Source organism: Nonomuraea sp. NPDC052634 (assembly GCF_040678535.1).
Lineage (GTDB): Bacteria > Actinomycetota > Actinomycetes > Streptosporangiales > Streptosporangiaceae > Nonomuraea > Nonomuraea fastidiosa.
This window is the reverse complement of record NZ_JBFATY010000003.1, coordinates 519,266-540,683: the sequence shown is the minus strand read 5'-3', so window position 1 is coordinate 540,683 and position 21,418 is coordinate 519,266. Positions and strand designations below refer to the sequence as shown.

The window sequence follows — 21,418 nt, the reverse complement described above, 5'->3', positions numbered from 1 at the left end:
CCCGTCAGGCGAGGTTGAGCGCCGCCGCGGCGGCGTGGACGTCGATGGGGATGACCACCGGCGCGGGCGCCCCCGAGATCGCCCAGTCCGGGTCTTTGAGCCCGTTACCGGTAACCGTGCAGACGATGCGCTGCCCCGCCTCCACCATGCCCTGCGCGTGGGCGTGCAGCAACCCCGCTACGCTCGCGGCGGAAGCGAGCTCGACGAACACGCCCTCTTCCTGCGCCAGCAGCTTGTACGCCGCCGCGATCTGCCGGTCGGTCACCGCCTGGATGACGCCGCCCGACTCGTCGCGGGCCGCCGTGGCCAGCGACCAGGACGCCGGGTTGCCGATGCGGATGGCGGTGGCGATGGTGTGGGGGTGGGACACGGGCGCGCCGTGCACGATCGGCGCGGCGCCGCTGGCCTGGAAGCCGAACATGCGCGGACGCTTGGTGGCCACCCCGTCCTCGGCGTATTCGCAGTAGCCCATCCAGTAGGCCGAGATGTTGCCGGCGTTGCCGACGGGGATGCAGTGGATGTCGGGGGCGTCGCCGAGCGCGTCGACGATCTCGAACGCGGCGGTCTTCTGGCCCTGGAGCCGGAACGGGTTGACGGAGTTGACCAGCGCGATCGGATATTCGGACGACAGCTTGCGCGTCATCTCAAGGCAGTCGTCGAACGACCCCTCGACCTGCAGCAGCGTGGCGCCGTGCACGAGCGCCTGGGCCAGCTTGCCCATGGCGATCTTCCCCCGCGGCACCAGCACGGCGCAGGTCAGCCCGGCGCGCACGGCGTAGGCGGCGGCCGAGGCGGAGGTGTTGCCGGTGGAGGCGCAGATGACGGCCTTGGCCCCCTCTTCGACGGCCTTGCTGATGGCCATCGTCATGCCGCGGTCCTTGAAGCTGCCCGTCGGGTTGGCCCCCTCGACCTTCAGGTAGACCTCGCACCCGGTGAGCGCGGAGACGCGATGTGCGGGCACCAGCGGCGTGCCGCCTTCGAGCAGCGTGATGACGGGGGTCTTCGCGGTGACCGGAAGACGCTCGCGGTACTCCTCGATGAGGCCACGCCATGACCTGCTCATAGTGACTCCCTACCTGCGCTGTTGGGCACAGAGTGTACGGGGTGCCGGGGACGGTCGCGGAGCGGCGTCCACGGGTCGGACACCCGCCGCACTTCTGCATTGGACAGTCGCACTATTCAGGAAATACTCAGCATCTCCCGATAAGGTCTCGGCCAGGGGGTCAACGACCATGAACGCGCGTCCTGCTCTGAGGCAGAACGACTATTCACCGGTGTCCGCACCGCGGCTCGGCGCCTGGTCACCCGCCCTTTCCGTCAGCGTGGTCGTTCCCGCGCGCGGAGGGCAGGACAAGCTCGACCTGACGCTGGCGGCGCTGGCGGCCCAGACGTATCCGGAGCACCTCATGGAGGTGCTGGTCGTCGACGACGGCAGCGACCCGCCCATCCGCCTGCCCGAGATCCGCCCGTTCAACACCCGCCTGGTACGGGTGCGCGACGGCTGGGGCATCTCCAACGCGGTCAACACCGGGGTCAAGGCCGCCGACGGCGAGATCATCCAGCGGCTCGACTCCGACATGGTGGCCTGCAAGGAGCACATCGAGGCGCTGGCGCGCTGGCATCACGTGACCGACTACCTGGTCACGATCGGCATGAAGAAGTTCGTGGACGCGCCTCCCGTCACCCCTGAGCAGGTCTTCCGGGCGGGACACCTGGGAGAGCTGTTCGACCTGGAGACGGCGGTGGCCAGCTCAACGGAGGCCACGATCGCCAAGACCGACGGTCTGCGCAAGAGCCGCAATCCGTACCACGTGTGCACCGGGCCGACCTTCGCCCTTCCCAGGGAGGTCTTCCACGCCGTGGGCGGTCTCGATCCGACGGTCGCCAGGGGCGAGGACACCGAGTTCTCCTACCGGCTGGCCATGCACGGCGTGGTCTTCATCCCCGACATGGACGCCCAGGCCGTGCATCTGGGGCTGCCGTCGCAGCACCGCGACAGGGAGCGCGCGGTGCGGGCGGTGGAGCCGTACCTGGCGCACCGCATCCCGCTCCGCCGCGACCTGCGCAAGGAGCCCGGGCGGCGGTGGCTGGTGCCGTACGTGGAGATCGTGTACGACATCGCGGGCGCGTCAGAGCAGGAGGTGCGGCAGGCGGTGTCCGCCGCGCTGGACGGCAAGCTGCAGGACGTCGTGGTGACGCTGGTCGGGCCGTGGTCGCGGCTGGCCGGCGGGCGTCACTCGCTGTCGGACCCGGACTTCGACCTGCGGCTGCTGCGGGATCTGTTCGCGCACGACGAACGCATCAGGCTCATCGACGAGGCCGCGCCTTCGCCCGCGCCGATCCCGTTCCGCTACCGGGGGCCGGTGGACGTGCCGCTGCACCGGGTGACGCTGGAGCGGATGATCGAGTCGGTGCAGAAGGACCTGACCGGGGTGCTGGTCGTGGACCTGCCCGACGGGCGTACGGCCCGGCTGGAACGCACCTCCGCGCTCGGCCGCGCGCTGCTGCTCACCGGCGCGGGCGCGGTCGTGGACGGTGCGGACGGCGTGACCGACCTGAGCGGCGTGGACGACGTCGACAAGATCATCGACGTCACGCACGGCGTACGGCACGAGCCGCCCGACCGCTTCTGGCCCGCTCCCAAACAGCCCGACCAGCCGAAACAGCCCGAGCAGCAGAAGCAAACCGGCCAGGCGCAGCAGTCCGGGCAGCCGAAGCGGCCCGGTCAGGGTGCCGCAGCCCCGTCTTCCGCGCCGAAGGCCGCCGCGCAGACTCCGAGCGCGCCGCCGCAGAAGCGCCTGCTGCGCCGCATCAAGTCGGCCCTCCGCAACAACTGACTCCGCCCGCTGGAAGGGGGGCCACCGGCCCGCACCGACCCGCCAGGTGTGGGGAGCGCGCCGCGCGGACATCGCTGCGTGCGCGCGCCGGCGGGTGGCCGCCTTCAGGGGCCGAAGGTGCCGCTGGGCGGGTGAGGTCGTCGGCGGCACCGCGACGGGCAGGGCCGTGGACAGCAGGGCCGTGGTTAGCGGGGCCGTGGACAGCGGGGCGAACGAAGCCGCCGGACGGGGCCGAAGCCACGACCTCGGCCCCGTCCCGGGTGACGGCGGTCAGCGTTTGCGGCGCAGCGCGCGTCGGAACGTCGTCGAGACGATCGAGCGCAGGTTCTTCTGGGCGCGGTCGGCGGCGGCGATGCGGCGGCGCAACGTGCCGATCTCCCGCCGCAGCGTGCCGACCTCGCGCCGCAGCTCCACGGCCGACTTGCGCCAGTTGCCGGCCTCGTCGCGCCACTTGGCCACCTGCGCCCGCAGCCGCTCGGTCTCCTTGCGCAGCCTGGCCGCCTCGTCCAGCGCGGCCTTGCGTTCCTTGTACGCGCTGCGCCGCCCCTGCGGCGGCTCGGCCTCGGCGGCGAAGCCGTAGGCGGCCCCGTCGACCCAGAGCACGCCCGCGACGTCGTCCACCACGTCGTCGAGGTTCTCGCCCGCCTCGGCGACGATGCGGGCCCTGGCGAAGGCGGAGGTGCGTTCGAGCCGGGCCGCGACGACGCCGTCGGCGGACTCGTCGAGCAGCACGTTCACCAGCCCGAGCCCCTGCGCGCGGGCGAGGTCGAGCAGCCGGGCGAGGGTGTCGTCGCCGGGGATCCACCCGGCGGGCAGGCGCAGCGTGTACGGCACGGCGGGGTCGGCCTCGGCGGCGGTGACCAGGCGTACCCGGCCCTCGTGCCGGTAGTGGCCCTCGATGAGCACCAGGTCGAGCGACGGATCCTTGAGCGGCGCGCGGCGGTCGCGTTCGAGAGTGTCCCAGGGGCCGACGAGCAGCACGGACACGTCGGGCACCGTGCCGGCGAGCAGCGCGTCCACGGTGGCGCGCACCTCGTCGTAGCCGGGCGCGGCCTCGACGACGGCGGTGACGTACGGCACCTTCCACTGCCGTCCGGGATGCCCGCGCAGCCACCGGTAGGCGGGGATGCGGTCGGCGACGAACGCGTGGCTCACCCGGTCGATGGGCGCCTTGTCGCGCATCCGCATGGTCGGCCCGATGTGGTAGGCACGGGCGGCCGGCTCGGGCACGAAGACCGCGCCCGCCTGCCACAGCCGGTAGCCCATCTCGGTGTCCTGGCCGAGCACCAGGTCGTCGTCCATCGGCCCGGCGGCCTTGATGAGCGCGGCGTTGACCGAGGTCGCGCCGCCCACGTGGAGGCTGAACGGGCGCTGCGGGTTGTCGGTGAGCCCGTCGGTGCGCTCGACGAGGTCGACCAGCCAGGAGTGCGGCTCGGCGGGCTCGAAGGCCGCTTCGAGGTCGTCGGGCAGCTCGGCGGGCACGGGGGCCTCGGTGAAGCGCAGGTAGCCGGTGACGGAGAGGTAGGGAGCGGCGTGGTGCCAGCGCATGTGCGCCTCGAGCGCGCCGGGGGTGAGCAGCACATCGGAGTCGAGCCAGTGGATCACCTCGCCGGTGGCGGCGGCGAGGCCGGCGTTGCGGGCGGCGGCGCGTCCGGGGCGTTCGCAGCGCACGATCCTGGTCAGCTCGGGCCGCTCACCGGGCAGGCGCAGCGGCGGCTCGCTGCCGTTGTCGACGACGATGACCTCGGTGAGCGTGCCCGGGTAGGTCTGCCTGGCGAGGGCGGCGAGCACCAGGTCGAGCTTGTCCTGGCCGCCGTAGGCGGGCACGACGACGCTGACCGTGAGCCGCGGGTCGAGCGGTTCGTCGAGGGTGAGGACGCGGTAGTCGTTGCCGCGTACGCGGGGGATCACGCGGCTTCCATCAGCAGGCTCGGGCGGAAGCCCCGCCACTGGTTGGCGGCCACCTTGACGAAGTGGGCCAGCGGGAGCTGCCAGGTGTGGTCGCGGCTGAGCCCGCGGCGCAGCATGTAGCCGAGGCCGTGGGTGCGGTAGATGGTGGCGTCCGCGCTCTTGGCCTTCTTGAGAAATTCGAGATCGACGGCCCGTGGCAACGCAGGGAATCCGCCTATGTCATGAAATTTCGACCGAGGCACCATGATCGTGCCGCCCGCCACGTGATCGGAGTAGACCTCGCTCGGATAGCTCGCCCCGCTCGCGAACGTCGTGCGCCTGATGGTCGCCTCCAGCGGCTCAAGGTAGAAGAACTCGGCCGTGGTGCCCACCACGTCGGCCTTCGCGTACGTCATCGCCATGAACAGATCGGCCAGGTGGCGGGGGCCGTACCAGTCGTCGTCGTCCCACTTCGCCAGATGGTCGCCCTCGGCCTTGGCCGCCGCCCGGTTGAGCACTTCACCGAACGGCACCGAGGCGTCCACCTCCACCCAGCGCACGGGCAGCGAGCAGGACTCGACCGCCTCGCGCACCTCGTCGAAGGCCACCCCGTGCAGGCCGAGCACCACCTCCGCGGTGACGTCGCGCTGCCGCTCCATCTGCGCCAGCGCGGCGCCCACCAGCGCGGGCCGCTTGGTCGCCATGACGATGCTGACGTGGGGAGCGGGCGTCGGGTGCGCCAGACGGCGCAGGCGTACGCTGTGCTCCTCGCGCCGCAGGTCGGCCAGCGAGCGCGCGGTGCCGTCGGCCGGGTGTGCGAGCCAGTCGCGGTCGGTGAGCAGCGCGGCCAGGTCGGCGGGCACCCACGCGGGCGCGGACGCGGCGGTCAGCGGCACACCGGCGGCGGCCAGCCGCATCAGCCCGTCGAGCGGCACCTGCTCGTCCGGCCACTCGACCTCCAGGCCGCGCAGCGGGCGCAGGGCGGGCACGTCGGGCGGCCCGCCGTCGACCGCCCACTCGCCGCTCGCGCCGCCGTCACCGGCGGCCCAATGGAGGCGGGCCAGCCCCTTCTCCGGCGTACGCGCGAAGCCACAGGGGGTCTCGGACATCGCTGGGTGCTCCTCGGGCGCGGGTACGGAACGGCGCCTACCTTACGCCCGTTTCGACGGCGATCTGACGCTTACTCCCCCTCCGGAGGCTCAGCTCGGGTCGTCGCCCTCCACGCGCATCACACTGGCCACCGCGCGGACGATGTCGAGCTCGCGCAGCTCCTCCATGGTCGCCGAGAGCGCGGCGTCGGTGGCGCGGTGGGTGACGATGACGAGCTGGGCGTCGTCGCCGCGGCCCTCCTGGCGGACGGTCTGGATGGACACGTCGTGCTTGGCGAACAGCTCGGCCACCCGGGCCAGCACGCCCGGCTTGTCGGCGACGTCGAGCGCCACATGGCAGCGCGTGACGGTCTCGCCCATGGGGTGGACGGTCAGCTCGGCGTAGGTGGACTCCTCGGGGCCGCGGGTGCCGGCCAGGCGGTTGCGGCCCACGGCCACCAGGTCGCCGAGCACGGCCGATGCGGTGGGGGCGCCGCCCGCGCCCTTGCCGTAGAACATGAGCTGGCCCGCCGACTCGGCCTCGACGAAGACCGCGTTGTACGCCTCGCGCACCCCGGCCAGCGGGTGGGTCCGCGGGATCATCGCCGGGTGCACCCGCACGCCGAACGAGCGGCCGTCGTCGGAGCGCGCGCAGATGGCCAGCAGCTTGATGACGTAGCCCATGGCCTTGGCGGAGGCGACGTCGGTGGCGGTGATCTCGGTGATGCCCTCGCGGTGCACCTGCTCGGCCCGCACCCGGCTGTGGAAGGCGAGCGAGGCGAGGATGGCGGCCTTGGCGGCGGCGTCGAAGCCCTCGACGTCGGCGGTCGGGTCGGCCTCCGCGTAGCCGAGCGTCTGGGCCTCCTCCAGCGCGTCGGTGAAGGAGGCGCCGGTGGAGTCCATCTTGTCGAGGATGTAGTTGGTGGTGCCGTTGACGATGCCGAGCACCCGCTTGACGTGGTCGCCGGCCAGCGACTCGCGCAGCGGGCGCAGCAGCGGGATGGCGCCGGCGACGCTGGCCTCGAAGTAGAGGTCGCCGTTGCCGGCCCTGGCCGCCTCGTGGAGGGTGGCGCCGTCCTCGGCGAGCAGCGCCTTGTTGGCGGTGACCACGCTCTTGCCCTTGGACAGGGCGGAGACGATGAGCGAACGGGCCGGTTCGATGCCGCCGATGACCTCCACCACGATGTCGATGTCGTCGCGGGTGACCAGTGACTCGGCGTCGGTGGTGAGCAGCGCGGGGTCGATCTCGACGTCGCGCTTGCGGCCCAGCCTGCGCACGGCCACCCCGGCGAGCTCGAGCGGCGCCCCGACGCGGGCGGCCAGGTCGGCGGCCTGCTCGTGCATGAGCCTGATGACCTGGGAGCCGACGACGCCGCAGCCCAGCAGAGCCACCTTCAGCGGTTTCACAGCTGCCCCCTCAACAGGTCTTCTTCGGTCTCGCCTCGCACGATCACGCGCGAGGTGCCGCCCGAGACGGCCACCACGGCGGGTCTGGGCAGGTAGTTGTAGTTGCTGGCAAGCGAGCGGCAGTAGGCGCCGGTGGCGGCCACCGCGATGAGGTCGCCCGGCGCGAGGTCGGACGGCAGGTGGAAGTCGCGCACGATGATGTCGCCGCTCTCGCAGTGCTTGCCGACCAGGCGGCTCAGCATGGGCGGGGCGTCGCTTGCGCGGCTGGCCAGCACGGCGGTGTACTCGGCGCCGTAGAGCGCGGTGCGGACGTTGTCGCTCATGCCGCCGTCGATGCTCACGTACGTGCGCAGGCCCTCGACGTCCTTGATGGTGCCGACCTCGTAGAGCGTGATGCCGCCGGGGCCGACGATGGTGCGGCCCGGCTCGACGGTGAGGCGCGGCACGGGCAGGCCGGCGTCGGCGCAGACCTTGGTGACGATCTCGCGCAGCCCGTCGGCCAGCTCCTTGATGTCGGGGGCGGCGTCGTCGTCGACGTACGCGATGCCGTAGCCGCCGCCGAGGTCGAGCTCGGGCAGCACGACGCCGTGCTCCTCCTTGATCTGCACGAGCAGGCCGGCCAGCCGCCGCGCGGCGACCTCGAACCCGGCCGTGTCGACGATCTGGGAGCCGATGTGGGAGTGCAGGCCGACGAGCTGGAGCTGGGGCAGGGCGAGGATCCTGCGTACGGCCTCGGCCGCCGCCCCCGAGCTGAGCGACAGCCCGAACTTCTGGTCGTCGTGTGCCGTGGCGATGAACTCGTGGGTGTGGGCCTCGACGCCGGTGGTGACCCTGACCATGACCTTGGGCCGCTTGCCGTGCTGCTCGGCGAGGTAGCCGAGGCGGGCGATCTCATCGAAGGAGTCGACGACGATGATGCCGACGCCGGCCTCAAGCGCCCTGGTCAGCTCGGCGGTGGACTTGTTGTTGCCGTGCATGGTGATGCGCTCGGGCGGGAAGCCGACGCTGAGCGCGACGGCCAACTCGCCGTTGCTGGCGACGTCGAGGCCGAGGCCCTCGTCGATCAGCCAGCGCACGATCTCCTTGCACAGGAACGCCTTGCCTGCGTAGTGGACCTCGGAGCCGGCGAAGGCCGTGGCGTAGTCGCGCATGCGCGAGCGCACGTCGTCCTCGTCGATGACGTAGAGCGGGGTGCCGTGCTCGCGGGCCAGGTCGCGTACGTCCACCCCGCCAACGGTCAGCGCCCCGTCGGTCCGGCTCGACGTTCGGGGCCAGATCGCGGGGTTGATCCGGTTGAGGTCGGCGGGCGCCTGCGGCGGGCGCTCCTGGGGCAGCATCTCGGCGTGCCGGTCCCCTGCGGGATGGGCGAATCGACTCACCCGATCGAGGCTATCGGAAGCGCAAGTAAGCCATGACCCTGTGACCACGTATCGAGACGCGATCAAGCTCTGGCAGGGTAATTTTTACTCTTTTTCGCCGTTTTACCGGATATCTTCTGCTCAGAGGCGGTCGGGGCCGGGAAGCACGATCCGTACCACATCCGCGACCCGCACCCTCGCGGCGTGCTCGGGCCCGGGCGCCTCGTCCCCCACGGGCACCGCCGGCGCGCGCTCATGCGCGTCGTGGTAGGCCAGCGCCAGCCGCGGCAGGTACGCCTCCCACCCCGGATCCCTGCTTCCCCGCCGCCCCGGCAGCTCGGCCAGCACCCTGAGCACCTGCCGATGCGCCGGATCGCCTGGCACGCCCGCCTGGCTCCTCGGCACCCCGAGATCGGCGGCCCACCGCAGCACGGCGCAGGCGCGCGCACGTGCGTAGCGCACGACGAAGCCCGGGTTGTCCCAGGTGCGGGGAAAGTCGGGCCAGGACGGCTCGTACGGCACGGGCGCGGCCTCGACCAGCTCGAACGGGTCGTCCACGACGATGCGCAGGAACCCGTTCCGCCGCACCTCGACGGAGACCACGCCGTCGATCCCGCGCACCCTGCCGGCCAGGTCCTCGGGCGGCATCCGGCGGCGCAGCGCGGCCGCGGAGACGTAGCCGAACTCGCGCTCCCACGTGCCGTCGGGCACGGGCGGCTCGCCCAGCGCGGCGGCCAGCTCATCGAGCGTCATCGCGACGACCTTACGCGAGGGAACTGCGGCATGCGGGCGGATCGTCTCCCTCTGCAGGGGAAAGCGGGGTAAAGGGGGACGGCTTGGCGGCCGAGATCGGTCTGGGCGTGGCTGCTCATCGCGTGGAGTCCGTGGCTCGCGCTCGCCGTCGTCGCCGAAGCCCTCGCCCAGGCGAGGTTCCGCCTCGGCACGGCGGCCAGGACCGGGGCCGGAGTGGTCGGCGGCTTCGCGTTGACGGCCCTGGCGCTGGTGCTCTGGCTCGGCTGAGTGCGGCTCAGATGAGGGCGTGCGGCTCGGCGGAGCCGTACTCGACGAGCTGGGCCGCGCCGAGCAGCCAGCGGTCCTCGTCGCGCACCCGCACGTACCCGAACCTGTCGGCGGAGAAGACCTTGACGCCGTCGGCGCGGCACTGCCGCATGAGCACCTCGTCCCAGCCCTCGGTCAGGTCGGCGAAGCCCAGCTCGCGCATCGCGTTGCGGCGGGCGAGCAGGGTGCCGCCGGCGATCTCGGGCAGGTAGGTGTACTCGGCCTCCGGCTGCTTGAGCAGCGTGGCCTGCGGCTTGCGCAGGTGGGCGTAGAAGGCGGCCTTGCCGACGATGTCGGCGGTGGTGAACAGGAACGCCCTGCGCAGGTCGGACAGGTAGTGGGGGCCGTAGACGTCGCGCGGGTCCATGACCGCGACGAGATCGGCCTCGCACAGGTCGAGCCCGGCGTTGAGCATCGCGCCCTCGGTCATGGACGGCGACGGGCGGCGGTAGACGACCTCCACGTCCGGCAGCACGTCGCGGGCCCGCAGCTCGGCCTCCGGCGGCCCGATGATGATGAGCTGGTCGACGCCCGACTGCCGGGCGACCTGCGCGAGCGCGTGCTCCATCGAGTACGGGTCGCGGATCGGCAGCAGCACCGAGGTGTTGAGCGTGGGCCGCGCGCTGGGCAGGCCGATCGCGTCCAGCATCTCGTCGATGCGCTCGCTCATCGTGCCCATCGAGTACGCCCGCCGCAGCGCCACGTGCGCCCGCCGCGAGTCCGGCTCGGTGCCGATGGGCGTGCCGCAGGCGGCGATCTCGGCGAGCCGCCACTGCGGGGTGCCCGGCGGGCAGTCGGCGGCGGCCGGCCAGCGGTAGGAGGTCAGCACGTCCGGGTACGACAGGTGCTCGGGCAGGAGCTGGTCGAGCGTGAGCACCCGGTCGATGCGGCCGCCGGACAGCGGCAGCGGGTTGTGCACCCTGGGCTGCACACCGAACTGCAGGCGCGGCCAGGCCACGGTCAGGTCGGCGGTGAAGCGGTGCTCGAACAGGTCGGCCGCCGCCGCGTACGCCGACACGTCGCCCTTGGTGTGCCAGAAGACCGTGCGGATGCCGCGCTCGGCGCACCAGGCGAGCAACGCCTTGAGCCCTTCGCCGGGCTCGCCGATGATCTCCTCGGCCCACGGGCCCTGCGTGACCGACTCCACGACCAGCAGGTGCGGCACCTCCAGCGGGAGCACCCTGGCGAAGTCGCGGGGCGTGAAGCCGGTGGTCTGCCGCCACTCGTAGCGCAGCAGCGCCTCGGCGTGCGGGTCGGCGATCACCGCGGCGGTCAGGTGCGGCCGGGTGTTGGGGCCGGTCGGGACGCGGAACGGCTTGAGCTTGAACGAGGTGCCTTCGAGCGTCCTGGTCGACGTGGTCGCCTGGTAGGCGGCGCCGGGACGCTCCTCCTTGGGCTTGTTCGCGGTGGTGGCCACCGGCTTGCGCTTGGGCGCCGTCGGGCGCTTGACCGGCTTGGCCGCGCCCTTGATGCCCTTGGCCAGGCGCACCGGGTTGCTCTTGCCGCTCTTGATGGCGTCGCCCAGCCGGTTCCAGCGGGCGACCTTGATCGACGAGAGCTTCCAGTTGGCCACCTCGGCCTGGAAGCGCTGCTCGGCCAGCTCCTTGCGGAGCTTGTCGGCGGCGGCCTGCTCGGCCGCCAGCCGTTCCTCCGTCTCGCTGAGCTTCTCGGCCAGCGCGTCGGCCTGCGCGGCGCGCTCCTCGGCCGCGGCCAGCTTGGCCTGGGCGTCGTCCAGCAGCCTGGCCAGCTCGGCGGCACGCTCGGCATGCGCGATCGCGTCGCGCAACGCCCGGCGCGTACTCTCCAGCTCAGTCGACAAACCGGACCTCCACTCTCTCAGCCCGGCAAAGGATACTCTTTTGCGGGAAGCGTCTCGAAGGGATGAGATCCGGTGCAGTTCAACGTACGGCCCTACGTCTGCGGCGCTCTCGGCCGGATCGATACCGCCCTGCTCGGCAAGCTGACCGCCGCGGGGCCGAAGGTCTGGCCGGCGTTGCAGTCGGACGAGGCCGCGCTGTTCAGCTCCACCCCGCTGCCGCCGTACCACAGGTCCGGTGACGCGTACGCGTTCGCCTGGGGCGAGCGCCGGCCGAAGACGGCCGAGGAGGACTGGATCACGGTCGCCGAGACGTACGAGACGCCCGGACTGATCGGCGACGGCCGCCGGGTGGCGCTGCACACGGGCGGGCTCGGCCTGGTGGACGTCTACTACGTGCGCCTGGACGACGCGGTCTACTTCTCGTCGCTCATCCAGCCGCTGCTCACCCTGGTGCCCATCGAGATCGACTGGTCGGCGTGGGCCTCGATCCTGCAGGTGACGTTCCCGCTGGGCGAGGCGACGCCGTACACCGAGGTCAAACGGCTGCCGGGGGCGAGCGCGCTGGTGTGGGAGCACGGCAGGCTCACCACCGAGCGGAGGCTGCCGCGCTGGCTGCGCACGGAGCCGTACGAGCGGTGGATCAGCCCGCAGGAGATCGTCGACCTGCTCGACCACGTCTACTCCGAGTACGACGGCCGGCCGCTGCTGGTGCCGGTCAGCGGCGGCTACGACTCGCGGCTGCTGGCCAGCGTGGCCAAGGCCAGGGGCGCGGACGTCGAGTCGTGGACGACCAGCCCCGACGACGGCACCGACACCGACATCGACTTCGCCAGGGCGATCACCAGGGAGCTGGGCATCCCGCACCGGGTGATCCCGCAGGACCCCGCCTCCTATCCGTCCGACGCGATGGAGGTGGCGCGCAGGCTGGAGTACCTGACGCCGCACCACGCCTGGTACGCCCCCTTCGCCAAGGAGGTGCACGGCGCGGGCCGGATCCTGGTGGACGGCCTGGCGGGCGGGCCGCTGCTGAAGAACTTCATGGTCAGCGGGGCCGCGCTGGAGGCGAGGACGCAGGCCGAGCGGTCGGCGGCGGTGCTGGGCTCGCTCTCGCTCGGACGGCCGTCGCAGCCGTTCCTGTCGAAGTCGGCGGCGGAGTGGATGGAGGAGACCGTACGCGAGCAGTTCCTCGCGACGACCTCCATGTTCCACGGCCACCGGGCGGAGCTGCCGCTGTCGGTGCTGCACACCAGGACCGTGCGGGGCATCGCGCGCTCGGCGGTGAACCTCGTGGGGCCCGAGGCGTCGTTCCTGGCGCCGTTCATCCACCCGGAGTTCTTCGACGCGGCGCTGTCGGTGGGGGTGGCCCGCAAGCACCAGGGCAAGTTCTACCGCGAGGTGCTGCACGCCGCCAACCCGAGGGTGGCCGCTCTGCCCTCGACGAACGTGATCAAGCAGCCGCTCAGGAGGGTGCCGCTGCGATCGACGGCGGCTCCCGCCCGGAGCTACTCGCATCGGATGCTGGAGATTCTGGCCGACCGGATACCGGCCCTGCTGTCGGACGAGATGCACGAGGTGATCGCCGGTGGTCCCGACGCTCTGACCAGGTTCAACGGCTGGAACGACCGGTTCTGGGTGCGCGGTCTTGTGCTGTTCGGCCTGTGGCTGAGCGACTTCGAGAACGACCTCTCGGACCTCGCGCCACCTTTTTAGTGAACTCTGGGTAACAGGGCGATTACATACGGATCTCTCGGGTATTAACGGTCGCACAGCAGAAGCGGGTTCCGGAAAGCCAACGGGCTGGTAGTGTTCGGCCCGTAAGCGCCGCAACAAACGGGCACCAGATCACAAATCCGGTCCCGTCCAGGGCAGTGGGGTTCGCAGGGATGACGACCCCACGCGGCGCGGTCACCAATCAACAACGCCGGGGTAACCGGTGACTTCGTCCTGCCCACATCTCTTCCTGTGAGCGACATCATGATCAACGCATCCCCAACGCCGGAGCCGGTCTCCGAGGACTTCATCTCGGAGGATCCGCTCTGGTACAAGCGGGCGGTGTTTTACGAGGTTCTCGTCCGGGGGTTCAAGGACTCCAACGGCGACGGGACCGGTGACCTTCGCGGTCTCATCGAGAAGCTTGACTACCTCAAGTGGCTCGGTGTCGACTGCCTGTGGTTGCTGCCGTTGTACGAGTCGCCGCTGCGCGACGGCGGTTATGACATCTCGGACTACATGAAGATCCTTCCGGACTTCGGGGACCTGGGGGACTTCGTACAGCTGGTCGAGGCCGCCCACAGCCGCGGCCTGCGGATCATCACGGACCTCGTGATGAATCACACCAGCGACCGGCATCCCTGGTTCCAGGCATCCCGGCATGACCCCGAAGGGCCGTACGGCGACTTCTACGTGTGGGCCGACCACCCCGGCGGCTACCCCGACGCGCCGATCATCTTCGTCGGCGCCGAGGAGTCCAACTGGACGTACGACCCGGTGCGCAAGCAGTACTACTGGCACCGTTTCTTCCACCACCAGCCGGACCTGAACTATGACAACCCGGCGGTGCAGGAGGCCATGCTCGAGGTCTTGCGGTTCTGGCTGGACCTGGGCATCGACGGGTTCCGCCTGGACGCGGTGCCGTACCTGTTCGAGCGTGAGGGCACGGCCTGCGCCGGGCTGCCGGAGACGCACGCGTACCTGAAGAAGATCCGGGCCGAGGTCGACCGCCTCTACCCCGACCGCGTGCTGCTGGCCGAGGCCAACGGCTGGCCTGAGGACGTTGTGGAGTACTTCGGCGACCCGACGACGGGCGGCGACGAGTGCCACATGGCGTTCCACTTCCCGTTGATGCCGCGTATCTACATGGCGGTGAAGAAGGAGACCCGCGAGCCGATCTCCGAGATCATGTCCCGCACCCCCAAGCTGCCCGAGAACGGCCAGTGGGGCATCTTCCTGCGCAACCACGACGAGCTGACGCTCGAGACGGTGACCGAGGAAGAGCGCGACTACATGCACAAGGAGTACGCCAAGGACCCGCGCATGCGGGCCTACCTCGGCATCCGGCGGCGTCTCGCCCCGTTGCTCGACAACGACCGGGACCGGATCGAGCTGTTCACGGCGCTGCTGCTGTCGCTGCCCGGCTCGCCGATCATCTACTACGGCGATGAGATCGGCATGGGCGACAACATCTGGCTGGAGGACCGCGACTCGGTCCGCACGCCGATGCAGTGGAGCCCCGACCGCAACGCCGGCTTCTCCACGGCCGACCCTGGCCGCCTCTACCTGCCCGCGGTCATGGACCCGATCTACGGGTACCAGGCGGTCAACGTGGAGGCCCAGCAGCGGCACGAGGGGTCGCTGCTGCACTTCACCCGCAGGATGCTGGCCATCAGGCGGCAGCACCCGGTGTTCGGCGTGGGGGCGTACACGGAGATGTGGTCGTCCAACCCGTGCGTGCTGACGTACGTGCGCGAGGACGGCGACGACGTGATGCTGTGCGTCAACAACCTGTCGAAGTTCCCGCAGCCGGTGGAGCTGGACCTGCGCCGCTTCGAGGGCTGGATCCCGGTCGAGGCGCGCGGCGGCGTGCAGTTCCCGCGCATCGGGGAGCTGCCCTACCTGCTCACGCTGCCGGGGCACGGCTTCTACTGGTTCGCGCTCCAGAAGGACGAGCAGACGGCGCAGTCAGGGCAGTCCGCGTCTGAGGCGCGTGAGGGCGAGCTGGAGACGGTCAGCGGGAAGTGACCGGCACCTGGGCACGGGCCGCGCGGCGCGCAGGGATCAGCGCGACCGCAAGGGCCGTGCCCACGGCCACCAGTACGGTGACCGCCAGCGTCAGCGGCGACGGCGCGCGGCCGATGCCCGCGCCAACGCCGCTGTTGTGGCCCTGAAGGTCGATCAGACCGGTGACGACGCTGACCCCCGCCGCCGCGCCCACGCCCACGCCGAGCACGACCAGCAGGCCCGCGCCGGTCACGAGCGTGGCCATGACCTGGCGCGGGGTCAGCCCCATGGCCTTGAGCACGGCCAGGTCGAAGGCGTGGTCGCGCAGGCCGAGCGCGCTGGCGGTGAGGAGGTTGGCCAGGCCGATGAGGGCCAGCACGGCGATCATCGCCACGATCACCACGCGGATGATCGACAGCCGGTCCGCCGGGTTGACGGCCACCTGCACGTCGAGGCTCTCCCCCGACTCCGCGAGCAGCCTCCCCCGCACCTCGCCGGGGTCGGCGCCGGGCTTGAGCGCCAGCGCGTAGTACTCGGGCGGCACGGAGTCCTTGGCCGCCAGGCTGTCGATGCCGACGGAGAGCACCTCGCCGTCCTGTTCGGGCTCGACGGTCCTGCCGACGATCCTGACGATCAGCGGGGTGCCGCCCACCGTGAGCCGCACCCGGTCGCCGATCTTGACCCCCAGCAGGTCGAGCAGGCCCTGACCGGCCACGGCCTCGCCCTGGCGGTCGTACATGCGGCCTTCGACCACCGGGAACGGGTAGGGGTCGGTGGAGCTGCCGATCGCCCGCACCCTGACCGAGCGGGCCTCTCCGGGGGCGAGCGCGTTGACGTCGGTGCCCGCGTAGACGGCGCTGACGTCGCGGTCCTGCTGCGCCAGCCGCTCGGCCGCGGCGGGCTCCATCTTCCCGGGGCGTACGTAGAGCGCGGCGTGCTGGCCCACCTGCTCGGGGTGCGCGAGGAAGTTGTCCAGCGTGGCCCACACGCCCAGCCCGATGGTGATCATCATCATCGGCACGGCGAGCCCGAACGCCGTCAGGAACGCGGGCACCCTGCGGGTGAAGGCGTCGCGGGTGCCGAGCACGAGGGCGGGCGGGAGGCGTACGAGGAGGGCCAGGCGGGCCAGCCTGGACAGGTGGCCCTGGGGCGGTGCCGCGGGCGCGGCGGGGATCGGCGGCGTACGGCCGCCCCGCCAGGCGGGCACGCCGACGGCGGCCAGCACGAGCAGGGCCGTGCCCGCCACGATGGCCAGCACGGGGACGGGCGCGACGGAGGTGGGGCCGAGCAGGGCGACCATCAGCGCCCAGCCCGCCACCGTGCCGACGGCCACGCCGAGCAGGCCGAGCGCGCCGTGCTCGACCAGGAGCAGCAGCGCGATCTGGCCCCTGGTGAAGCCCATGGACTTGAGCGTGGCGAGGTCGCGGAGCTGCCCGAGCACCCGGCCGCCGGCGGCGTTGGCCAGCGCGAGCGCGGCGGCCACGATGCCCACCACGCCGAAGAGCGCGAGCAGCGTGCCCAGCAGGCGGTTGTCCAGCTCCATGGCGGCGCGTACCTCGCGCCAGGTGTAGACGCGCTGGAGGCGGTCCTCCAGCATGACCACGACGCGCTGGGAGACCACCTGGGAGGCTTCAGGGTCGTCCAGGCGCAGCCCGGTCACCCATTCGCTGCGGCCCAGCATGGGCTCGATGCGGTCCAGCATGAGCGGCAGCACGTACGCCAGGCCCGGCGTCCACTCAGGGTAGAAGCCCTGCTCGGCGGAGTCGGCGATGCCGCGTACGTACAGGGTGTGCCGCTCGCCGCTGAGCGCGATGATCGTGAACGGGGCGCCGATGCGCAACCCCAGCGACTCGGCGAAGGAGCGCTCGACCACCACCCCGTCGGGCTGGGACGGATCGAGCCACCTGCCCTCGGAGACCACGGGATGCGCGACGGCGGGCGGGGTGGCCGGCATGGCGCGCAGCGCGGCCGGCTCCTTCTTGCCGTTCTGCGCCACGGTGACGGGGGCCGACCGGTAGGGGCCCGCGATCTGGGTGACGCCGTCGATGCCGCCCAGGGCGACCTGGGGGCTGTCCTTGGTGTAGAGCCACACGTGCGCGCCGTCGGTCTGGGCGAACAGGCTGCGCCACGGGTTCGTGCCCTCTTCGAGCAGGGTCGCCGCGGTGATCAGCGCGGCGACGATGCCGGCCACGACCAGCACGGTCAGCGCGGCCTGGCCCTTCCTCGCCCGTAGATCGGCCCTGATCCACCGGCTTCCGGCCAGTGACGCGCTCATCGGAGGTCGATCACCTCGCCCGCGGTGCGGGTACGGCGGCGGGCGATGCGGCCGTCGTCGACGATCTCGCCGTCGAACAGCGACACCACCCGGTCGGCGAGGCTCGCCACGCGGGCGTCGTGGGTGACCATGACGATGGTCTGTCCCTCCTTGTGGACCTTGCTGAGCAGGTTGAGCACGTCACGGGTGTTGCGGCTGTCGAGGTTGCCCGTGGGCTCGTCGGCCAGCAGCAGGCTGGGCTGGTTGGCCAGCGCTCTGGCGAGGGCCACCCGCTGCTGCTCGCCGCCGGAGAGCTGGGCGGGCGCGGCGTCGGCCTTGTCGCTGAGGTTGAGCGCGGTCAGCAGGGTCTCGCGGCGCTCGCGCGCGACCTTGGGCGAGGCCCCGGCCAGCAGCGCGGGCAGCTCGACGTTGTCGCCGACGGTCATGTTGGCGACCAGGTTGAAGAACTGGAAGACGAAGCCGATCTTCTTGCGGCGCAGCAGCGCCCAGGCGCTCTCCGACAGCGTGTCGACGCGCTTGCCGTCGAGCCAGATCTCCCCGCTCGTACGCGCGTCGAGCCCGCCCAGCATGTGGACGAGCGTGGACTTCCCCGAGCCCGACGGCCCCATGATGGCGACGAACTCGCCCGGCTCGACCTGGAGGTCCACCCCGCGCACCGCGGGAACCGGCACCGCGCCATCCTGGTAGATTTTGACCAGATTGACCGTTTTCACAACCGAGCTCATGCCAGATCCTCCTGGCACCTCTCGAGCCAGTCAAGATCCGCCTGCAGATGCAGCATGGCTCCTTCGATGAGCAGCATCGCCACGCGGTCCGTCGGCGAGGTGGCGGCCAGGAGGTCGTTGAGATCGCTCATGAGTGACAGATAGTGGCGGCGCTGGCGGTTGATCAGGACCATCCGGTCGGCGATGCCGGTGAGGGGGGCGAGCACGAGCTTCATGAAGAACTCGTCGCGCACCCGGGGACCCTCGGTCGGCTCGTCGACCCAGGCCTCCAGCACCTCCCGGCCCTTGGCGGTCAGATAGTAGACCTTTTTGTTGGGCCGGTTGGACTGCTCGACGTCGACCGACCGGACCAGGCCGTCCTTCTCCAGCCTGCCGAGGGTGACGTAGATCTGGCCGATGTTGGGGGAGGGATAGGCACTGCCGAAGGTCTGCTCCAGTGCCTGTTTGAGCTCGTAGCCGTGAGCCGGCTCTTTGGCCAGGAGCGCCAGCAGGTGAAGCCGCACCGCCACCTCCCCGCGTCCTGTTACGTAGGCGTTACGAAGCAATCCGTTGACCTACAGATTACAGGTGTGCATAACATGAATCCATCTACCTAACACGTATGTAAAACACTCTGAACACGGAGGAAACAGGGTGCTTCGTCCGCTGCCGCTGCTCCTGGCCGTGCTCCTGGCGGCCGGCTGCGCGGCGACGGGCGATGCGGGCGGCGGCGAAAAGGGAACGAGCGGAACAGGCCCGATCACCTTCGCCACCGGACGCGACACCACGGCGTACCTGCAACCCCTGCTGGATCGCTGGAACCAGGCCCACCCGGCCGAGAAGGTGACGCTGCTGGAGCTGCCCGAAGCCGCCGACGAGCAACGCGCTCAGATGGCGGCGAACCTCCAGGCCCAGAGCAGCCGGTACGACGTGCTCGGGCTTGACGTCTTCTGGACCGCCGAATTCGCGGAGAACGGCTGGATCATCCCCCTGGAGCGCGGGTTGTTCCCGCTCGACAGGTTCCTGCCGCCCGTCGTGGAGACGGCGATCTATAAGGACAAGCTGTGGGCCGTCCCGTTCACCAGTAACGCGGGGCTGCTCTATTACCGGAAGGACCTGGTCAAGAAGCCGCCCAGGACATGGGCCGAGCTACGCGACCAGGCCCGCCAAATCACGAAAAAGCACAACATAGGAGGCTATGCCGGGCAGTTCCTGGCCTACGAGGGGCTCACGGTCAACTTCTCCGAAGCCGTCCAGTCGGCCGGCGGCGAGATCGTCAACCGCGACGGCACCGAGGTGACCCTCGATCCGGCCAAGGGCGCGACCGCGATCGAGTTCCTGCTCCAGGGCCTGCGCGAGGGATGGATCCCCCGGGAGTCGCTGAGCTACAAGGAAGAGGAGTCCCGCCTGGCGTTCCAGGAGGGACGGCTGGCCTTCGCCCGCAACTGGCCGCACGCGTACGGACCGGCCAGGGCCAAGCTGGGCGACAAGCTGGGCGTGACCCGGCTGCCCGGGCTGAACGGCCCCGGCTCCAGCACGCTGGGCGGCGCGAACCTGGCGGTCAGCGCCTTCTCCAAGCACCAGCAGACCGCGCAGGAGTTCATCCGCTACTTCACGAGCCTGGAGAACGAGCGCCGGGTCCTCACTGAGGGCTCGTTCCCGCCCGTGTGGGCCGAGCTCTACGACGACCCCGCGCTGATCAAGCGCTTCCCCTACCTGCCCGTGCTCAAAGAGAGCATTCTCGCCGCCCGGCCACGGCCGGTGAGCGCCAACTACAACCAGCTGAGCCTCGTGATCGCCAGTTCGGTCGCCGAAGCGCTCAGCAATCCCTCCCCCGGGGCCGCAGACGACGTGGCGGCCTCCATGAAATCCGAACTCGAAGAGATCATCAGAACCCAGTGAGGCAGCCATGCGAAAAGGCAGAGCAGCAGCGATCCTGGCCGGGCTCGCGGTAGCCGTCGCCGCCTGCGGCAACGCGCCGACCACCACGGAGCCCACGGCGTCGGAGTCGGCCTCCGCGTCCGACGGCGGCGCCAAGCCGCTCCAGGGCGTGAAGCTCGAAGTCGCCGCCAAGTGGACCGGGGCGGAGCAGAAGAACTTCGAGCAGGTGCTCAAGGCCTTCTCCGACAAGACCGGCGCCGAGGTCACCTACGCCTCCACCGGTGAGGACACCGGCGCCTACCTCGGCCCGCGCATCCAGGGCGGCAGCCCGCCCGACGTGGCCATCCTGCCGCAGCCGGGCCTGGTCCAGCAGTACGCCGAGCAGGGCGCGCTCAAGCCGCTCACCGACGACGTCATCAAGGAGATCGACGCCAACTACACGCCGTACTGGAAGGAGCTCGGCTCCGTCGACGGCAAGGTGTACGGCGTGCTGGTCAAGGCCGCGCACAAGTCGCTGGTCTGGTACCGCTCGCAGGCGTTCGAGGACGCCGGCGTGCAGCCGCCCACCAACTGGGACGAGATGGTCAAGGCCGCGCAGACGCTGGCCGACTCCGGCACCCCGCCGTTCTCGTTCTGCGGCGCCTCCGGCTGGACGCTCACCGACCTCTTCGAGAACGTCTACCTGTCCACCGCCGGCCCGGAGAACTACGACAAGCTCTCCAAGCACGAGATCCCGTGGACCGACGACTCCGTCAAGACCGCCCTGGAGAAGATCCAGCAGATCGTCTCCAAGAGCGAGTTCCTGGTCGACGGCACCTCCGGCACCATGCAGACCGACTTCCCCACCTGCGTCAGCAAGGTGTACGGCACCGACAAGGCCGCCATGGTCATCGAGGCCGACTTCGTGGCCGTCGAGGCCGACCAGTCGGGCGCCAAGGTCGGCGAGGAGGCGAAGTACTTCCCGTTCCCCAAGGCCGGTGACACCACCCCGGTCGTGCTCGGCGGCGACGTCGCCGTGGCGATGAAGGACAGCCCCGGCGCGATGGCGCTGGTGCAGTTCCTCGCCTCCAAGGAGGGCGGCGAGGTCTGGGCCAAGCTCCCCGGCTACCTGTCGCCCAACAAGAACGTCTCCCCCGACAACTACCCCGACCCGCTGACCAAGCAGCTCGGCCAGACCATCGTCTCCGCCGGTGACGCGGTCCGCTACGACATGTCCGACCTCGCCCCCAGCGCGTTCGGTGGCACGGATGGCAAGGGCGAGTGGAAGGTCCTGCAGGACTTCCTGCGCAACCCCAGCGATGTCAAGGGCACCCAGGAGGCGCTCGAAGCCGAGGCCAAGAAGGCCTGGAAGTAAAGAGGTAAGGCCGTGACCGAACGGTTGGA

15 protein-coding genes are annotated in these 21,418 nt (G+C 70.8%); 5 read left to right on the top strand and 10 right to left on the bottom strand.

Annotation, left to right across the window (positions count from 1 at the left end; translation table 11 throughout):
- Nucleotides 1-4: 4 nt before the first annotated feature.
- Nucleotides 5-1,063 carry a threonine synthase gene (thrC, locus tag AB0K67_RS18365; protein WP_364060923.1) on the bottom strand — a complete coding sequence of 353 codons (1,059 nt, stop codon included), beginning with the start codon at nucleotides 1,061-1,063 and terminating at the stop codon, nucleotides 5-7.
- Between the two features lie 211 nt (nucleotides 1,064-1,274).
- On the opposite strand from thrC, the gene AB0K67_RS18360 reads away from it, so the two are divergent.
- Nucleotides 1,275-2,837 (top strand): glycosyltransferase, encoded by a 1,563-nt coding sequence (locus tag AB0K67_RS18360; protein WP_364060920.1) that lies wholly within the window; start codon nucleotides 1,275-1,277, stop codon nucleotides 2,835-2,837.
- Nucleotides 2,838-3,107: 270 nt separating this feature from the next.
- On the opposite strand, the gene AB0K67_RS18355 is transcribed toward AB0K67_RS18360, so the two are convergent.
- From AB0K67_RS18355 to AB0K67_RS18330, 6 genes are all read right to left on the bottom strand, one after another.
- The gene (locus AB0K67_RS18355; RefSeq protein ID WP_364060917.1) at nucleotides 3,108-4,748 is read right to left on the bottom strand and encodes a glycosyltransferase; all 1,641 of its coding nucleotides are present in this window, start codon (nucleotides 4,746-4,748) and stop codon (nucleotides 3,108-3,110) included.
- Nucleotides 4,745-5,836: a family 2 glycosyl transferase gene (locus AB0K67_RS18350; protein WP_364060914.1), complete on the bottom strand. Its 1,092-nt coding sequence runs from the start codon at nucleotides 5,834-5,836 to the stop codon at nucleotides 4,745-4,747. The genes AB0K67_RS18355 and AB0K67_RS18350 overlap by 4 nt, the downstream gene beginning before the upstream one ends.
- A 90-nt stretch (nucleotides 5,837-5,926) precedes the next feature.
- Nucleotides 5,927-7,222 (bottom strand): homoserine dehydrogenase, encoded by a 1,296-nt coding sequence (locus AB0K67_RS18345; RefSeq protein WP_364060911.1) that lies wholly within the window; start codon nucleotides 7,220-7,222, stop codon nucleotides 5,927-5,929.
- On the bottom strand, nucleotides 7,219-8,601 hold the full coding sequence (gene lysA, locus AB0K67_RS18340; protein WP_364060908.1) for a diaminopimelate decarboxylase: 1,383 nt from the start codon (nucleotides 8,599-8,601) through the stop codon (nucleotides 7,219-7,221). Before lysA ends, AB0K67_RS18345 begins: the two co-directional genes overlap by 4 nt.
- Nucleotides 8,602-8,721: 120 nt before the next feature.
- Nucleotides 8,722-9,333, bottom strand: a complete 612-nt coding sequence (locus AB0K67_RS18335) for an anticodon-binding protein (protein WP_364060905.1) — start codon at nucleotides 9,331-9,333, stop codon at nucleotides 8,722-8,724.
- A 274-nt stretch (nucleotides 9,334-9,607) separates the two neighbouring features.
- Nucleotides 9,608-11,458 (bottom strand): glycosyltransferase family A protein, encoded by a 1,851-nt coding sequence (locus AB0K67_RS18330; RefSeq protein ID WP_364060902.1) that lies wholly within the window; start codon nucleotides 11,456-11,458, stop codon nucleotides 9,608-9,610.
- Between the two features lie 72 nt (nucleotides 11,459-11,530).
- On the opposite strand from AB0K67_RS18330, the gene AB0K67_RS18325 reads away from it, so the two are divergent.
- On the top strand, nucleotides 11,531-13,168 hold the full coding sequence (locus tag AB0K67_RS18325) for an asparagine synthetase B family protein (protein ID WP_364060899.1): 1,638 nt from the start codon (nucleotides 11,531-11,533) through the stop codon (nucleotides 13,166-13,168).
- Nucleotides 13,169-13,432: 264 nt separating this feature from the next.
- Complete coding sequence (gene treS / locus AB0K67_RS18320) at nucleotides 13,433-15,196, top strand: maltose alpha-D-glucosyltransferase (protein ID WP_364061385.1); 1,764 nt, start codon at nucleotides 13,433-13,435, stop codon at nucleotides 15,194-15,196.
- On the opposite strand, the gene AB0K67_RS18315 is transcribed toward treS, so the two are convergent.
- The 3 genes from AB0K67_RS18315 to AB0K67_RS18305 are packed head-to-tail and all read right to left on the bottom strand — an operon-like array spanning nucleotide 15,183 to nucleotide 18,678.
- Nucleotides 15,183-17,450 carry an FtsX-like permease family protein gene (locus AB0K67_RS18315; RefSeq protein ID WP_364060895.1) on the bottom strand — a complete coding sequence of 756 codons (2,268 nt, stop codon included), beginning with the start codon at nucleotides 17,448-17,450 and terminating at the stop codon, nucleotides 15,183-15,185. The genes treS and AB0K67_RS18315 overlap by 14 nt on opposite strands.
- On the bottom strand, nucleotides 17,447-18,175 hold the full coding sequence (locus AB0K67_RS18310) for an ABC transporter ATP-binding protein (protein ID WP_364060892.1): 729 nt from the start codon (nucleotides 18,173-18,175) through the stop codon (nucleotides 17,447-17,449). The genes AB0K67_RS18315 and AB0K67_RS18310 overlap by 4 nt, the downstream gene beginning before the upstream one ends.
- Nucleotides 18,172-18,678: a PadR family transcriptional regulator gene (locus AB0K67_RS18305; RefSeq protein ID WP_364060889.1), complete on the bottom strand. Its 507-nt coding sequence runs from the start codon at nucleotides 18,676-18,678 to the stop codon at nucleotides 18,172-18,174. Before AB0K67_RS18305 ends, AB0K67_RS18310 begins: the two co-directional genes overlap by 4 nt.
- Nucleotides 18,679-18,808: 130 nt before the next feature.
- Between AB0K67_RS18305 and AB0K67_RS18300 the strand changes: the two genes are divergently transcribed.
- Both AB0K67_RS18300 and AB0K67_RS18295 read left to right on the top strand, forming a co-directional pair.
- A complete protein-coding gene (locus tag AB0K67_RS18300; RefSeq protein WP_364060886.1) occupies nucleotides 18,809-20,056 on the top strand; it encodes an ABC transporter substrate-binding protein in 1,248 nt (415 codons plus the stop codon).
- A gap of 7 nt (nucleotides 20,057-20,063) precedes the next feature.
- Nucleotides 20,064-21,389, top strand: coding sequence for an ABC transporter substrate-binding protein (locus tag AB0K67_RS18295; RefSeq protein WP_364060884.1), 1,326 nt, complete (start codon nucleotides 20,064-20,066; stop codon nucleotides 21,387-21,389).
- The last annotated feature ends 29 nt before the right edge of the window (nucleotides 21,390-21,418 follow it).

Coding starts and splice junctions, on each gene's coding strand:
- thrC (WP_364060923.1), bottom strand. CDS start 1,063: ATGAGCAGGTCATGGCGTGGCCTCATCGAGGAGTACCGCGAGCGTCTT.
- AB0K67_RS18350 (WP_364060914.1), bottom strand. CDS start 5,836: ATGTCCGAGACCCCCTGTGGCTTCGCGCGTACGCCGGAGAAGGGGCTG.
- AB0K67_RS18335 (WP_364060905.1), bottom strand. CDS start 9,333: ATGACGCTCGATGAGCTGGCCGCCGCGCTGGGCGAGCCGCCCGTGCCC.
- treS (WP_364061385.1), top strand. CDS start 13,433: ATGATCAACGCATCCCCAACGCCGGAGCCGGTCTCCGAGGACTTCATC.
- AB0K67_RS18315 (WP_364060895.1), bottom strand. CDS start 17,450: ATGAGCGCGTCACTGGCCGGAAGCCGGTGGATCAGGGCCGATCTACGG.
- AB0K67_RS18310 (WP_364060892.1), bottom strand. CDS start 18,175: ATGAGCTCGGTTGTGAAAACGGTCAATCTGGTCAAAATCTACCAGGAT.
- AB0K67_RS18295 (WP_364060884.1), top strand. CDS start 20,064: ATGCGAAAAGGCAGAGCAGCAGCGATCCTGGCCGGGCTCGCGGTAGCC.